14 protein-coding genes are annotated in these 15,348 nt (G+C 42.1%); 1 reads left to right on the forward strand and 13 read right to left on the reverse strand.

Annotated elements, in window-relative coordinates; translation table 11 throughout:
- Positions 1-205: 205 nt before the first annotated feature.
- Together AC3WLU_RS10085 and AC3WLU_RS10090 are read right to left on the reverse strand one after the other, a co-directional pair.
- Positions 206-1,294, reverse strand: coding sequence for a BMP family lipoprotein (locus AC3WLU_RS10085; protein ID WP_048684735.1), 1,089 nt, complete (start codon positions 1,292-1,294; stop codon positions 206-208).
- Between the two features lie 161 nt (positions 1,295-1,455).
- A complete protein-coding gene (locus tag AC3WLU_RS10090; RefSeq protein ID WP_034313556.1) occupies positions 1,456-2,181 on the reverse strand; it encodes a GntR family transcriptional regulator in 726 nt (241 codons plus the stop codon).
- A 302-nt stretch (positions 2,182-2,483) separates the two neighbouring features.
- Between AC3WLU_RS10090 and AC3WLU_RS10095 the strand changes: the two genes are divergently transcribed.
- Positions 2,484-2,783, forward strand: a complete 300-nt coding sequence (locus AC3WLU_RS10095) for a DUF6509 family protein (RefSeq protein ID WP_057278391.1) — start codon at positions 2,484-2,486, stop codon at positions 2,781-2,783.
- 32 nt (positions 2,784-2,815) lie between these two features.
- Here the strand turns inward: AC3WLU_RS10095 and AC3WLU_RS10100 are convergent, their stop codons facing one another.
- The 11 genes from AC3WLU_RS10100 to AC3WLU_RS10150 form a co-directional block, all read right to left on the reverse strand.
- The gene (locus tag AC3WLU_RS10100) at positions 2,816-5,143 is read right to left on the reverse strand and encodes a DNA translocase FtsK (RefSeq protein WP_492597218.1); all 2,328 of its coding nucleotides are present in this window, start codon (positions 5,141-5,143) and stop codon (positions 2,816-2,818) included.
- 238 nt (positions 5,144-5,381) lie between these two features.
- Positions 5,382-5,609, reverse strand: coding sequence for a YlzJ-like family protein (locus AC3WLU_RS10105; protein WP_034313564.1), 228 nt, complete (start codon positions 5,607-5,609; stop codon positions 5,382-5,384).
- Complete coding sequence (locus AC3WLU_RS10110) at positions 5,606-6,352, reverse strand: ClpP family protease (RefSeq protein WP_034313566.1); 747 nt, start codon at positions 6,350-6,352, stop codon at positions 5,606-5,608. Before AC3WLU_RS10110 ends, AC3WLU_RS10105 begins: the two co-directional genes overlap by 4 nt.
- Positions 6,353-6,474: 122 nt before the next feature.
- Positions 6,475-8,145: a ribonuclease J gene (locus AC3WLU_RS10115; protein WP_492597219.1), complete on the reverse strand. Its 1,671-nt coding sequence runs from the start codon at positions 8,143-8,145 to the stop codon at positions 6,475-6,477.
- Between the two features lie 264 nt (positions 8,146-8,409).
- Positions 8,410-9,279 carry a 4-hydroxy-tetrahydrodipicolinate synthase gene (dapA, locus tag AC3WLU_RS10120; RefSeq protein ID WP_063576877.1) on the reverse strand — a complete coding sequence of 290 codons (870 nt, stop codon included), beginning with the start codon at positions 9,277-9,279 and terminating at the stop codon, positions 8,410-8,412.
- Between the two features lie 43 nt (positions 9,280-9,322).
- On the reverse strand, positions 9,323-10,549 hold the full coding sequence (gene dapG, locus AC3WLU_RS10125; protein ID WP_057278394.1) for an aspartate kinase: 1,227 nt from the start codon (positions 10,547-10,549) through the stop codon (positions 9,323-9,325).
- Positions 10,550-10,654: 105 nt separating this feature from the next.
- Positions 10,655-11,710 carry an aspartate-semialdehyde dehydrogenase gene (asd, locus tag AC3WLU_RS10130; protein ID WP_440438629.1) on the reverse strand — a complete coding sequence of 352 codons (1,056 nt, stop codon included), beginning with the start codon at positions 11,708-11,710 and terminating at the stop codon, positions 10,655-10,657.
- Between the two features lie 210 nt (positions 11,711-11,920).
- Complete coding sequence (locus tag AC3WLU_RS10135; protein ID WP_034313581.1) at positions 11,921-12,523, reverse strand: dipicolinate synthase subunit B; 603 nt, start codon at positions 12,521-12,523, stop codon at positions 11,921-11,923.
- Complete coding sequence (gene dpaA, locus AC3WLU_RS10140; RefSeq protein WP_048684752.1) at positions 12,520-13,422, reverse strand: dipicolinic acid synthetase subunit A; 903 nt, start codon at positions 13,420-13,422, stop codon at positions 12,520-12,522. Before dpaA ends, AC3WLU_RS10135 begins: the two co-directional genes overlap by 4 nt.
- Before the next feature lie 228 nt (positions 13,423-13,650).
- Positions 13,651-13,920, reverse strand: a complete 270-nt coding sequence (locus tag AC3WLU_RS10145) for a YlmC/YmxH family sporulation protein (RefSeq protein ID WP_048684753.1) — start codon at positions 13,918-13,920, stop codon at positions 13,651-13,653.
- 157 nt (positions 13,921-14,077) lie between these two features.
- Positions 14,078-15,304: a M16 family metallopeptidase gene (locus AC3WLU_RS10150; protein WP_057278395.1), complete on the reverse strand. Its 1,227-nt coding sequence runs from the start codon at positions 15,302-15,304 to the stop codon at positions 14,078-14,080.
- Positions 15,305-15,348: the final 44 nt, after the last annotated feature.

A 15,348-nucleotide genomic window follows, 5' to 3' on the forward strand; every position in this document is an offset into this window, starting at 1 on the left:
GTATTATCAACTCCTAAAATGAGTGTAAATATTCTTAAATCATTTAATTGCTTTTACTAGCTTATTGATTTTTTAAAAAAAACCAAATGAAAAACTACGATTCTTTCATAGTTTTTCATTCGATATTTTTTCAGTTTCAAAGCGTGATTGGGAAAAGAAAGAATAGAGGGCAATTCTGCCTCCCTATTCTTTCTGGCATTACAGCTTATAAATCAAGTTTTTCGAATTCTTCATCCGTACCCGGAACGACGAATTCACCTGATTTAATTTTTTCTGTCCATTCTTCGACCGCTTTTAAAGATTCTTCTGTTACGTTATCTTTTGTTTCGGAAATGCCTACACCATTTTCTTCGATACCGTACTCAATTACTTTTCCGCCTGGGAAGTTTCCTTCTTTCGCCTTCTCGGAAAGGTCTTTAACTGCCACGTCAACTCGTTTTAGCATGGAAGTCAGAGTGATGTTGTCGTCTGTTCCAGGAACTGCTCCCAATTTAGCTTGGTCGCTATCTACACCGATAACATAGATTTCTCTCTTAGGATCTTTTTGCTTTTGCTCTACTGCTTCAGTGAATACACCTTTTCCAGTTCCACCAGCAGCATGATAAATGATATCGATACCTGAAGAATACATGGAGCCTGCAGTTGATTTACCGATGTCAGCTTTATTGAAATCCCCGGCATATTTAACTTCAACTTTTGCATCCGGATTTACAGATAAAACCCCAGCCTTAAAGCCAACTTCGAATTTCTTGATTAACTCAGATTCAACTCCGCCGATAAAACCGACTTTGTTTGTTTTCGTTTGCATTCCGGCAATTACACCTACTAGGAAAGAACCTTGCTGCTCTTTAAAATTAATGCTGGCTACATTCTTTTTGTCTACAACTGTATCCACGATGGCAAAGTGTGAATCCGGACGTTGGTCAGCCACTTCACCAACAGCTTCCGCTAAAAGAAAACCGATACCATAGATTAGTTGGTAATCTTCACGTACAAGCGTATTCAGGTTCTTAGCGTAATCGGCATCAGATTTAGATTGCAGGTAGTTGTAGCCATCTTTACCTTTTTCCAGACCATTATCCTTACCGAATTCCTGAATGCCCTTCCAAGCGGATTGGTTGAACGACTCGTCATCCACGCCGCCAGTATCAGTTACCATCGCAACAGTGAAGTTATCTTTGTTTTTCCCATTTGAAGATTCTTTATCATCATTCTCTGAATTACCACATGCTCCCAGTAGCGTACCGGCTGCAAGAACAAGTGAAAGAGCTAGTCCTAATTTGCGCTTTTTCAATTTTTATCCCCCTAATTTACATAGTTTTTTGAGCAGGAATGTTCTGAAAAGTCATTCATGTTTGCGTTTTCACTTCTCGTTAATTTTTTTTGCATACGTTTTGATCGACTTTTTTGGAATCGAAACAATCGCTTGCATTCATCCGTTTGCAGAGTCAAGGCCTACACACGTTTACGAAGAACATGAAAGCTGAACATATTGGCTTTAAAGTAGTTAACAGAATACAGGATAGGCTGGTCCCAATCATCCAGATGCATCTGCTTTAAAACGAGTAGCGCGGCTTCTGGCGAGCATTTAAGGATAGGAGAAACTTTCTCATGATATCCAATGGGCTCAATCTCCGCTACGGCATGCGTAATTTTCCGATGCGCATCTCTTTCCAAAATATCAAAAAGAGACTCATCATTACGGTCAAAATTTTCTGAAAGAATAGATTCAGGAATTTTGTCAATACAGTAGACGACTGGCTCCCCATTCGCTGTCCTTACTCGTTCGATGCTGACGATGCGTTCGTCTGTTGAACAAGAAAACCTGCGTATATCCTCTTCTGTAGGTTCTTGGGCCGTCGAGCTTAAGAAAATCGTACCCGGCTTCATCCCTGCCTCTTCAATCATGTTCGTGACACTTTTTAATTGCTCGATACCTGAAGTGAACCGAGGTTTCGGATTGACGAAAGTCCCAACTCCATGGCGGCGAATGATAATGTTTTCTTCTTCCAAAATTCGCAGCGCTTCTCGAAGTGTCGCCCTACTAACTCCCAATTTTTTCGCAAGATCGAATTCTGAAGGGAATTTTTCATTTTCCTGATAGACTCCAGCTTCAATATCCTGCTTCAGGTAATCAATGACCTGCAAATATAAATGTCGACTATCTGATTTTATTGACATACAGTTTCCCCCAGCTAATTTCTAAAGACATCAGACCTCTGATGTTGAATCATTCCTACTAATCGAAAATAATATAACATTTTTTTTAATATAAATAAATAGTGTTTTACTATTTACTTTAAAAGAATTTAGGAGAAATTACCCTTCCCTGTGTCTTTCAATCTAGATGTGGCCGCGTAATTTGTACGATTATTCTCCTAAATCAGATAAATTTATAAAAAAATGCAAGATGCATGCAGCTATGTTCAAGATCTTTTTTCCTGTATAATAGGATTTATCTTCTTTGAAGGGATGTACACAAGATGTTAAAGATTACAGAATACACAATCGAAAAATTGAATGATCCATTTGGTATTTTGTCCGGGGAACGTTACGAGTTGTTCTTGGATATTGAAGTGCCTGAAGAGGATGAGCTCTTTTCAGAAAATGGTTTATATATCCGGGTGCTTTTTGCTGTAGAAGAACAAAAAGGCAAATTGATTAAATATGATATTTTTGAAAAAGGGAACGAAGGCGCACTCGAATTCGATTTAGAAGAAGATGAAGAAGCGATGATTACCGACTTCTGCCTTCAACATTTAGACGAGGCGATGAATATTTAAAAAACCGGGCAGCTGCCCGGTTTTTTCTTTACCTATGATGAATGCGCTTCATCTTGTTCATCTTTTGTAACCAATACAGTTCGTGGTTTACTGCCTTCATATGGACCGACAATTCCCCTAGCCTCCATTTCATCAATCAATCTGGCTGCCCGGGTATAGCCAATCCGGAAACGGCGCTGCAGCATGGAAACGGATGCAGTCTGCATTTCTACGATCAAGGATACCGCATCCCCATATAAATCATCTTCGACTTCACCATTTGAGGTTTCTGCAATTTCATCGGGTATCATTTCTTCGTTGTATTGTGCTTTTTGCTGTGAGATGACATATGTGACAACTTCCTCGACTTCATTGTCGGATAAAAAGGCCCCTTGGACGCGGACCGGTTTTGAAGCTCCTGAAGGCAGGAAGAGCATGTCACCCCGGCCTAACAGTTTTTCGGCCCCGCCCATGTCGAGGATCGTTCTCGAATCGGTCATTGATGAGACACTAAAGGCAATCCTAGATGGGATGTTCGCTTTAATGACCCCTGTAATTACATCTACGGATGGCCGCTGAGTGGCAATTATCAAGTGGATGCCAGCTGCACGTGCCATTTGTGCAAGCCTTGTGATGGCATCCTCTACATCGTTAGAAGCGACCATCATCAAATCTGCCAGCTCATCGACAATGACCACGATATAAGGCAAGAGCGGTTGTTTGGCGTCTTCTTCAATGTTATACCGGTTAATGTAATCATTGTAGCCTTCAATATTTCGCGTACCGGAATGAGAAAATAGCTCATAGCGCCTTTCCATTTCACTGACCACTTTTTGCAGAGCCTGTGCAGCTTTCTTCGGATTGGTCACTACAGGTGCGAGTAAGTGGGGAATTCCATTATAGACATTCAACTCGACCATTTTTGGATCGATCATCATCATTTTCACTTCATGCGGTTTTGCCCGCATCAGAATACTCGTAATAATCCCATTGATACAAACGGATTTCCCGCTGCCCGTAGCACCAGCCACTAGTAAATGCGGCATTTTATTGAGCTCCGCCTTAACCGCTTCACCGGAAATATTCCGCCCTAAGCCTATTTGCAGTTTTGCGTCAGGCTTGTCAACTTCTTTGGCCTCCAAAACTTCCCTTAATGACACCATCGCCACTTCGGAGTTAGGCACTTCTATTCCGATTGCCGATTTTCCGGGAATTGGCGCTTCGATCCTAATATCCTTTGCGGCAAGTGCAAGGGCCAAGTCATCGGATAGGCTGACAATTTTACTTACCTTCACCCCTACATCCGGATGTACTTCGTATTTGGTTACGGCAGGACCTAAATGAACTTGAGTGACCCTCGCTTTCACTCCAAAGCTATGAAAGGTGCGCTCAAGTTTTGCCGCATTTTCATGAATCAATTGGTACTCTCCGCTTTGGTCGGTTTTTTTAGGCTGCAATAACAAAGAAAGAGGCGGCAAAAGATATTCTTTATTCTCCACCTCCGTAAAATTCATAGGCGGAACGGCATCATCCTGGTCCCCTGCATTTTCAGCTGCAGTTTCCGGAACAGCGGGAATTATTTCGTTTTCGTCATTATAGGCTTTATCAGCAAAGCTGGAAATGATCCGTTCCGTCGCCATTTCCTGTGTTTCCTCTTCTAGAGGGGCCTGATCCGTATCTTCCACCGGTTCGTTTTGCCGTTTCTTCTTTTTCACGGGATTCTTTTTCTTTTCTTTTTTGTCTTCATTCCACGTTTTCACATCATCTCTGAATGCGGACCATTGCTTTATGAAAAAGCCTCCAAGACCCCTGAAAAACTTCCCGAGGGTTTCACCTAACGTTTTCCCGGTCAATAGGACGGCACCTACAATGATAAAGAGGAATGAAACGATTTTCGATCCAGCTTCGTCGAATAAAAAGTATGAAGCGGCAAATAATATCGCTCCAATCATACCGCCCCCAAGGTCCTTTGAGCTGGCCTTGCCGGTCACTTCCATCCAGAATAGTTCCCATGTATTCGAAATGACGCTGGGCTTCGTAAATGGTCCCCCATCTGCAAGCATGTTAAACAGAGTAACATGACTTAGCAGGAGCATGCTCGCAACAAGGAAGTACATCCCGACCAATTGCCGTTTCAACAGGTACGGGACCTCTCTCTTTATCATCAAATAGAAACCAGCTGCAATTGCTCCCAACAAAAAGAGGATATACCATTCCCCCATGAAGAAGCGGATTAAAAAGACCGTCCCGTTTCCCACTGCTCCAAGCTTGGCAATGGCAATGATGGCCAAACCTATTATGGTAAGGCCAATCAATTCATATTTAAGCGTTAGTTTTAACTTTTCTGTACTATTCTTTTTTCTGCGTTTCTTCTTTGCCATAATATCACCTGATTCTTCATGAAACTATTCTAACTTTCCTATTCAACATCACTACTTGATTTCCCTTCACGAAACAAACGTTCGCTACTGATTATACCAAATAAATATGACCCTGTCCTTGATATATATACCATTCATTCTTTAGGCGGACATTTTTCCCATATAATGAATAAAGCAGCCAAGCGGCTGCTGATTTTCATTCCAGTATATCATAATTTACCTCAGTTAGTCGTATTTACTAATGGTTCATATGTTCGAACACATTTATGACAGCTCCCGGCTGAATGTGTACATTCATATAATCTTCAGGATCGGTGCTGACGATTCGATCAATGCGAAACGTACGGCCACCGTCATGTTCAACCATCACATGTACACCATTGTAGATCATTTCTATTAAATTTGCCGTCTTCTCATGGTGATGAGGGAAAATTATTTCTTCAGGAACGATCGTATAAAGCGTCATTGCAGAAGCCCCTCCTCTTCCCCGGCAATTTTTGGCCTTCTTTCTTCCATGAAGCTATTTAGTTTTCTCATGGCCTGGCCCACTCCTCCTACATCATCGATCATACCGATTTCAACTGCCTCGGCCCCGATAACATTCGTACCGATATCACGTGTCAAGTTTCCTTTGGCAAACATTAAATCCTTAAAACTTTCTTCCGTAACGTTGGAGTGGCGCGTAACAAATTTAATCACTCTTTCCTGCATTTTATCCAAGTATTCAAAGGTTTGAGGCACGCCAATGACTAGCCCCGTCAAACGAATTGGATGAATCGTCATCGTTGCTGTTTCTGCTATATAGCTATGGTCACACGAAACCGCAATCGGCACACCGATCGAGTGCCCTCCCCCAAGTACAATCGAGACGGATGGCTTTGATAGGGAAGCCAGCATTTCTGCGATTGCCAGTCCCGCTTCGACATCTCCTCCGACTGTATTTAATATGACAAGCAGCCCCTCTATATTGGGATTTTGTTCAATTGCCACAATTTGCGGAATAACATGTTCATATTTGGTCGTTTTATTTTGAGGCGGCAGCTGCATATGTCCTTCAATTTGTCCAATGATCGTCAAACAATGGATTTTTGAGTCTTGAGATAGTTGCGGAACATTAGTAGCCCCCAGCTGCTGGATCTTTTCGATTAAAGTTGAATTCTTACCTTCCTGCTTGCCTTCATTTTCATTTGGTAATGGTGCATTATCCACTATGCCAACCCCTTTCTCTTTTAGCCTATAGCTTTATTATGTCTCGAGCCTCGGACTTCATTCTTCAAGATATAAGAGTCAGAAAAAAGAACCCCTGACTGTTCAAATCAGGGGTTCCATACTTAATATTCCATTATGATCGGTAAAATCATTGGGCGGCGTTTCGTTTTTTCATAGAAGAATTGGTTTAACGCATCACGCATTTCCTGCTTCAGCGTGGACCAATCAAAAGGCTGGCGCGACCCATTTTTCTTTACGATTTCACTTACTATTTCAGTTGCTTCCGCAATCATTTTTTCTGATTCGCGAACATATACGAAGCCCCTTGAAATGATTTCAGGGCCTGCTGCAATGCTTTTATCCTGACGGTTCAACGTGACAACTACAATCAAAATGCCATCTTGTGATAACAAGCGCCGATCACGAAGAACGATATTACCCACATCTCCAACACCGCTGCCATCTATCAAGATATTTCCTGCAGAGACTTTGCCGGAAAGCCCCATTTTATTGCCCTTAAGTTCGATGACATCCCCTTTTTCGGCAATTATGATGTTTTCACGCTTAATTCCCGCAGCAACCCCAACTTTTTGATGGGCATATAAATGGCGATATTCCCCATGTACAGGGATTAAGAATTTAGGATTCATCAAATTGATCATCATTTTTAGCTCTTCCTGGCTGCCATGCCCTGTTACATGCACTTTATATTTATTGGCAGATACCACTTCAGCACCTACCCTGTATAGTAAATCGACGGTTTTGGATAAAATAAGTTCACCGCCCTGCAGGGGTGATGCACTGATCAAAACGGTGTCTCCCTTTTTGATCGTTACCTGCTTGTGGGTCTGCTTTGCCATTTTTTGAAGTGCTGCAATGGGTTCGCCCTGATGACCTGTCGATAACACGACGATTTCACGGTCGTCATACTGGCCAATTTCATTAATCGGGATTATCAGCTCTTCATCGACCTTTAAGTAGCCAAGATTCAAGGCTGTTTCATAAACGCGTTGAAGGCTTTTTCCTACAACTGCCACTTTTCTGCGACTTGCTGCCGCTGCATTGAAAACATGTTGAATCCGGTTGATGTTCGAAGCGAAGCACGCAACGATGATCCTTCCGGAGGCAGCATGGAAAGCCTCTGTAATATCTTTGGCCACAACTGCTTCTGAAGTCGTATAACCTGGCCTCTCGGCACCGGTGCTATCCGAAAGCAGGCATAGGACACCTTCTTCACCGATACTGGCCATCTTACCGATTTCCGGTTTATATAGATCCGTTGCTGCCTGGTCGAATTTGAAATCCCCTGTATAAACGATTGCACCTTCACGAGTGTGGATCACGACTCCGACAGAATCGGGAATGCTATGGTTAGTCCGGAAAAAGGACACGGCTGCTTGAGGGAAACTTAAAAGGGAATCCGAATCGATTTCAGTGAAAGTTGCCCTGCCGTTAAAGCCATCTTCCTTTAATTTCGTTTTGATTAAAGCAAGTGTAAGCTTAGTTCCATAAACAGGAGCCGGTAAATATTTCAAGACATAAGCAAGCGCTCCCATATGGTCTTCATGACCATGGGTAATGAATATCCCCTGCACCCGTTCCTTATTATCCATCAAATAAGAAATATCTGGGATGACCGCATCGATTCCGAGCATTTCGTCTTCCGGCAGCATTAATCCTGCATCAAGAAGATAGATGTCCTCGTTCACCTCAACGACGTACATATTTTTACCAAGCTCCCCTTGTCCTCCAAGAGAAATCACTTTTATTCCATTATTTTTATCTTTACCCAATCGAATATCCTCCTTAAAAAATCCCGTTCATAATTTCCCGATGATTTCATTATAACCGATGTTCAAAAAACATGACAACACTTACCATTTTCAGAGGTACTTTTTCATATAATTCAAAAAAACAACCTATTATGTAAGAGATGTTTCAATTGATCATAAAAAATTCCAATACTATCATCCCGAAATCGGAAAGTATATCCCGTTCATATACATCATTATGTAAAAACAAGCCAATCTTCAACGATCAGCTTGTTCCGTGTCTTTTTATTTTTTTAATACCTTGGTTAATGCCAGGCGTTCCTGCTCCGTCAATGGCACGATTGGGAGTCTCACCGATCCAACGTCAATTCCATATAACTGAAGAGCTGTTTTGACAGGTGCAGGGCTTGGCGCTGCAAACAAACCTTTTATAAGCGGTAACAGTTCCTGATGCAGACGGGCTGCCTCTTTCAAGTTCCCACTGATGAAGGCCTCCACTATTTTCTGCAGCTCCTTGCCAGCAATATGTGAAGCAACCGATACTACACCCACACCACCAATCGCCAACACCGGTAGTGTTAAAGCATCGTCCCCGCTATATAATGCAAAATCTTCATCCGTGCCGGCTATGATTTGGGTCATAGCGTTTAAATCCCCGCTCGCTTCCTTAACGGCTACGATATTAGGAATTTTCGAAAGGCGGATGATCGTTTCCGGTTCAATGTTAACTGAAGCCCTCCCAGGGATATTATATACCATAACAGGGAGCTTCGTACTGGCTGCAATAGCCTTAAAATGCTGGTACAGCCCTTCTTGATTCGTTTTACTATAATATGGGGCAACCAGCATTATCGCATCGGCGCCATTTTGTTCCGCCTTTTTTGTCAACTCGATGGAAGCATACGTATTGTTGCTTCCTGTACCCATGATGATGGGCACACGTTTTTCAACAACCTTAGAAACATGACGCAATAACGCGATTTTCTCCTCCGAAGATAAAGTTGGAGATTCCCCTGTCGTTCCCGACAGCACAAGCGAATCGGTTCCATTCGTTAATAAGTAATTAACCAATGAAGTCGTCTTTTGAAAATCAATATTTCCCTTGCTATCGAAAGGGGTGACCATCGCGGTTGATACTCTACCAAATATCATCATCTAACACCTCTTTAATTTTTAAAACATTACTTAAAAAACCTGATTATTGGACTTCCCCTTCATGCAATTGAAATGCATAGTGCAGGGAATTAACGGCTTCTATTAAATCTTCTTCTTTTACGAGTACCCAAATTGTCGTATGGCTGTCCGCTGACTGGAGAATGGCAATTTCCTTTTCGGAAAGCGCTGTGACAATCTTCGCTGCCACGCCAGGTACTCCATTGATGCCTGCACCGACTACCGATACCTTGGCACAATTCCTTTCAATGACCGGTTCATGACCAAGCTCGGCCAAAATCGAGAGGGCAAGTTCTGTCATCTCTTCCGATACGGTATAAACTACACCACTTGGATATATATTTATAAAGTCAACTGAAATGGAGGCATTTGCCATCGCTTTGAAAACTTCAGCCTGTAGATTATATTGATCTTTTTTCGCACGGACCTTGATTTGAGTGATCTTTGGTACATGGGCAATCCCGGTCACAAGCCTTTCACGTATGTCACTGCCCTGGCTTCCCTTGTTCATGCCTGTAACAAGGGTTCCCAAACCTTCGCTGTATGTTGACCTTATCCGAATCGGGACTTTCGCCTGCATCGCAATTTCAACAGCTCTCGGATGAATGACCTTCGCCCCTTGATATGCCATGTTGCAAACTTCCGTATATGAAACGATTGATAATGGACGAGCTTGATCGGCAATCCGCGGATCTGCTGTCATGATTCCTTCCACATCCGTAAAAATATCGACCCGTTCAGCTTGCAAAGCGGCACCTAATGCAGCTGCTGAAGTATCACTTCCACCACGGCCGATGGTCGTGATGTCACCATTTTTAGCAGCTCCCTGGAAACCTGCTACAACGACAACATCCTTCACCTCAAGTTCTTTCATGAGGCGATCGCATTTCATTTCGATTATTTTCGCACTGGAATAGTCGGTATTCGTCATGAATCCTGCTTGAGCTCCAGTATAAGCAACCGCATCAATACCATGTTCCAAGAGCATGTTAGTAAATACTACAGATGATATCGTTTCTCCGACAGACATAAGTAAATCCTGTTCTCGCTTTGAAAGGCTGGCTTTGGCTCCATTTACAAGGGAAAGTAAGGTATCCGTTGCATAAGGATCCCCTTTTCTTCCCATTGCTGATACCACAACCACTACTTTATATCCTTCTTTAATCGCTTTTTCGATATGCCCCTTGGCAAATGAACGGCTTTCCTCATCACGAACGGATGTCCCACCGTATTTCTGGACGATAATTTTCATAATATGCACCCCAAATATAAGCCAGCTCCCCGATCCGGGAAGCTGACAAAAACTCTCTATCCTATTGGAATTTATTTTTCTGTCGAGTTCATTAAGAATAAATTATTACTTAACGGTAACCAAACCTAATTTCAAAAGGCTTTCAGCAATTTGAACGGAATTCCAAGCTGCACCTTTTAATAGATTATCGGAAACCACCCATAAATGGAAGCCTTTATCTTCATCCAAATCTTTGCGAATTCGACCGACGAATACATCATTCTTGCCGACGGATGAAGCAGGTGTTGGGTAAACTTGTTGTTCCGGTTCGTCTTCCAACACTATTCCAGGTGCCGTTCTCATTAAATCCTTGATTTGAGAAGCCGCTATGCCTTCTTTTTCAACTTCAATGTATACAGATTCCGAATGACCTGTTACAACAGGAAGCCTCACGCAAGTTGCAGCCACTGGCAGGTCTTGCATATGCATGATTTTCTTTGTTTCATTAATCATTTTCATCTCTTCGAATGTGTACCCATTATCTTGGAATTTATCGATTTGGGGAATGACGTTAAATGCGATTTGATAATGCTTTTGGTCCCCTTTTACCGGTAATATTTTCGGATCGATCTCTTTTTCATCAAGCAAGTCGCGAGCCTGTTCCTTTAATTCATTTATCGCTGCTGCACCTGCACCAGAAACAGCCTGGTAGGTAGAAACGACAATTTTTGATAAGCCATATGTCTGGCGGATAGGCTCTAATGCCACAACCATTTGGATAGTTGAACAATTCGGGTTTGCAATGATCCCATTATGCTGCTTCAAGTCTTCTTCATTTACTTCAGGAACGACTAGCGGCACATTTTCATCCATGCGGAAAGCGCTCGTATTATCCACCACTATCGCACCGCGTTTCACTGCTTCTGGAGCCAATTCCTTAGACACGCTTCCTCCAGCACTGAATAAAGCGATATCGATGCCTTCAAAGCTTTCAGGTTTTGCTTCCTGCACTTCGATTTCTTCGCCCTTAAACGTAAGTTTGATGCCTGCGGAACGAGCCGATGATAAAAAGATGATTTTCTTAATCGGTAAGTCCCTTTGTTCGAGTGTTGAAATCATTTGTTGTCCTACTGCTCCAGTTGCTCCCACAACTGCAATACGCAATCCCTGTGTCTCAGTCATTTATACATACTCCTTTTCTATCTCTTAAATTAGTTATTTGTTGGATTCATTACTTCTTGTTCAGAATATCATTTATTTTATCACATTAACATTCCAAAGGGTCGGACTTTAACAAAATATTCTGGTAGTGGAGTGGTTTTTTATAACTTCAACCCACAAATTTATGCATATATGTCAGTCGTTGAAAGCAGATCCGTGGCAAAAACTTGTTCAGGCTAAATCATCCTTGAACCTTTCGACGATGACAGGTTGAATCTGTTCCCTCTCCAGTGCCGATATGATCGTATCCCTTATCATGCTCATCCTTGCAACCATGGAACTTGGTTTGCCAGTGGGATTATCCTGGCCATATGGAACAAAATAAATATCTTTTGCTGCCATCAGCCTCATTAGATTGACACCATTTAACCCAAGTGCATCATTTGTTGATATCGCGACCACGACTGGACGGTGATTCCTCATCGTCGCTTTTGCAGCCATAAGTACAGGCGAATCGGTAAGTGCATTTGCCATTTTACTCATTGAGTTACCCGTTAAAGGAGCGATCACCATACAATCGAGTGGCAATTTAGGTCCTAAAGGCTCCGCTTTGACGATTGTATCAACGACGTGATTCCCCGTCAATTTTTCTATTCTTTCGACCCAGTCTTCGCCCTTTCCAAAACGGGTTTCCGTGTTTTGAACAGTCGATGTTACGATTGGGATGACTTCCGCCCCTTCATTTACAAGTTTTTCTATTTCCGGAAACACTTCATCATATGTGCAATGTGATCCTGTTAATCCGAAACCAATCCGTTTACCTTTGAGACTCATATCATTTTCCCCTTCCTTTTCAAGAACTCGCCTTGAATCAATAGTCCCAGTGCATTCGCTAATATCTGACCAGCTGTTTTCGGAGCGACTATCCCCGGCAGGCTCGGTGCCAACAGCGCCTTAATTCCCCTTTTTTCAGCGTAACGAAAATCCGTCCCCCCCGGTTTTGAAGCAAGGTCGATGATTAATGTATGAACGGGCATATTAGCGATGACTTTTGCGGTAATTATAGGAAAAGGGATCGTATTGATACATATATCAACATTTTTCATTTCTGCAGCAAGATCATTTAAATGAAAAGGGGCTAATGCCATTTCACTGATCCTTGCTATATCTTCGCTTTTTCTTGCCCCCACCTTTACTTTTGCTCCAAGTGCCTGGAATGACCGGGCTACACTCATACCGACCCTTCCCAGTCCTAGAACGGCTACATTTGATCCATGGATAGTAAAATCCGTATGTTGAATGGCCATCATGATCGCACCCTCAACAGTGGGAATCGAATTATAAATAGCGACATCATCACGTTCGAACAATAGAACAAGTTTGCGATCCACCTTCTTGAATATCTCATCGAGGTAATCGTTACTGATTCCTGCATAAAAAGTGCAATGTTCCGGGGTATTTTTTATCATTTCTTCAGTCAAAACAACCTCTTCACTGGAAAAGATCGTTTCTACTTTCCCATCTGAATCCGTACCCCGGACAGGTAAAATAACTGAATCCAATTCCTTGAAGTTTATATCTTCCATTTTTTCCTTAACAGCTCCGGTAAAAGCATGGTCGAGCTGTTCAAAACCTACCAATAATAGCTTTGCATCAAGCTCTGTCAGTTTACGGACAACTTCAAGCTGACGCGCATCTCCACCAATTACAGCGATTTGCATGCCTGTAAGCATTAAAACCGTCACCTTCTTTATATAAAAGATCCTAAACATTCCTTGCCCCATGATACAATTCCTTCAGGAAGCAATTCGGTTTTTGCTACATTCTCTAGTTACCCTGCCATCTTATGTTTTTACTTAAAAAACGGTGATAAGAAAAGAAAAAACGCCATAGCTATTGCCAGCTAAGGCGTTTTCGAGAGTGCATTTCGAAAAGTTCCAAGGAGTATGAAGCGAGCGTCATTATCCGTCCATATGCTCTCCGTCTTTAAGCGAAAGTCCTTCCTGAAAATCAATGATGACCATATCCGCACCGATTTTTTTTATATGTTCCCATGGCACTCTTATTTCACTGCCATTCCTTAAAAGGCCGAACCATTTGACAGATGGAATGATCAACGAGGTAATTTGTCCAGTTTCATCTATTTCCAAATCCGTCTGACCAAGGATTCCTAATCTTTCCGCCCTATTCACATCGACTATTTCCTTACCGCTCAGTTCGCTTAACCTCAATTTTGGTTCCCCCTTTTTCGTCTTCTATTCAATCTATATCCGAAAAAGGTAAACTTAGAAGGCATTTAACCAAATATTGTCCATAACACTGGACACTCCCGCATTCAAAGAAAAAAAGCCTGACCTCCCATTAAAGAAGGTTCAGACTTGTTCGATATTATTTGTCCCAATTTTCCAGCGGGCTCACTAATGACAAGGAATGTTCCGTAAAGATTTGATTTGCCAATTCATTGACGGTATCCTCAGTCACTTCGTCAATCTTGATGATGATATCATCAAGGGAACGGTGCTCACCCAACATAAGCTCATTTTTTCCGTTCCGGCTCATGCGGCTATTCGTGCTTTCAAGGCTGAGCATCAAGCTTCCTTTAAGTTGCTCTTTGCTATTCCGTAATTCCTTTTCCGTAATGCCATCCCTTTTTAAAGTATCCAATGTTTCCTGAATGGTTTCATACAGGCTGTCAAGCTGATTTGTGCCTGTCCCCCCATATACTGTCACCATACCGCTATCTTGATAGCTGGAATGATAAGAGTAAACGGAATAGGCAAGGCCGCGCTGCTCCCTGACGTCCTGGAATAGACGGCTGCTCATGCTTCCCCCAAGGATATTATTCAAGGTAATCAGGCTGTATGTTTTATCATTGCCGATTTCCAATCCGTTGTAACCAAGGCATAAGTGGGCTTGTTCCGTATCTTTTTTACGGGTGATCCTATTTTCGTGGAAGGAAGGTTTGACCAATTCAAGACGGTCATCCCCTCCTTGATAAGAGCCAAAGTAGCTTTCGACTTCCTTGATCAATTTTTCATCCACATTCCCAGCAATGGACACGACTACCTTATCGGGTGTATACATGTCATGGACGTATTTTTTTAATGTATCACTATTGAAGGTTTCAAGCGTATTTTCCGTCCCTAGTATTGGATAACCAAGGGGGTGATTTTCATATACAGCCTTGCTTAAGAGGTCATGGACAATATCATCTGGTGTGTCTTCGTACATTTTTATTTCTTCATAGACGACATTTTTTTCTTTTTTCAATTCTTCCCCATCAAATGTTGAGTTGAAGAACATATCAGCCAGGATTTCAAGCGCATAGCTTGCATGGTTATCCATTACTTTAGCATAATAGCATGTATATTCTTTTGAAGTGAATGCATTCACCTGTCCACCGATACTGTCGAACGATTCGGCAATTTCACGCGCATTTCTCTTAGTTGTCCCTTTAAAGAACATATGCTCCAGAAAATGTGAAACCCCATTCAATTCTGGCGTTTCATTTCTTGAACCTGTTTTGATCCATACTCCAATTGCCGCTGAACGTACAGTTGGAATATTTTCCAATACAATCCTAACTCCATTTTGACACGTGTATTTCTTAATCAACTAACATTCCTCCCAATCATTCTATGCTGATATCGTTACCAATA

It is taken from the genome of Peribacillus sp. FW305-BF15 (genome assembly GCF_058783805.1).

Coding starts and splice junctions, on each gene's coding strand:
- AC3WLU_RS10090 (WP_034313556.1), bottom strand. CDS start 2,181: ATGTCAATAAAATCAGATAGTCGACATTTATATTTGCAGGTCATTGAT.
- AC3WLU_RS10095 (WP_057278391.1), top strand. CDS start 2,484: ATGTTAAAGATTACAGAATACACAATCGAAAAATTGAATGATCCATTT.
- AC3WLU_RS10100 (WP_492597218.1), bottom strand. CDS start 5,143: ATGGCAAAGAAGAAACGCAGAAAAAAGAATAGTACAGAAAAGTTAAAA.
- AC3WLU_RS10105 (WP_034313564.1), bottom strand. CDS start 5,609: ATGACGCTTTATACGATCGTTCCTGAAGAAATAATTTTCCCTCATCAC.
- dapA (WP_063576877.1), bottom strand. CDS start 9,279: ATGATGATATTTGGTAGAGTATCAACCGCGATGGTCACCCCTTTCGAT.
- dapG (WP_057278394.1), bottom strand. CDS start 10,549: ATGAAAATTATCGTCCAGAAATACGGTGGGACATCCGTTCGTGATGAG.
- asd (WP_440438629.1), bottom strand. CDS start 11,710: ATGACTGAGACACAGGGATTGCGTATTGCAGTTGTGGGAGCAACTGGA.
- AC3WLU_RS10135 (WP_034313581.1), bottom strand. CDS start 12,523: ATGAGTCTCAAAGGTAAACGGATTGGTTTCGGATTAACAGGATCACAT.
- dpaA (WP_048684752.1), bottom strand. CDS start 13,422: ATGCTTACAGGCATGCAAATCGCTGTAATTGGTGGAGATGCGCGTCAG.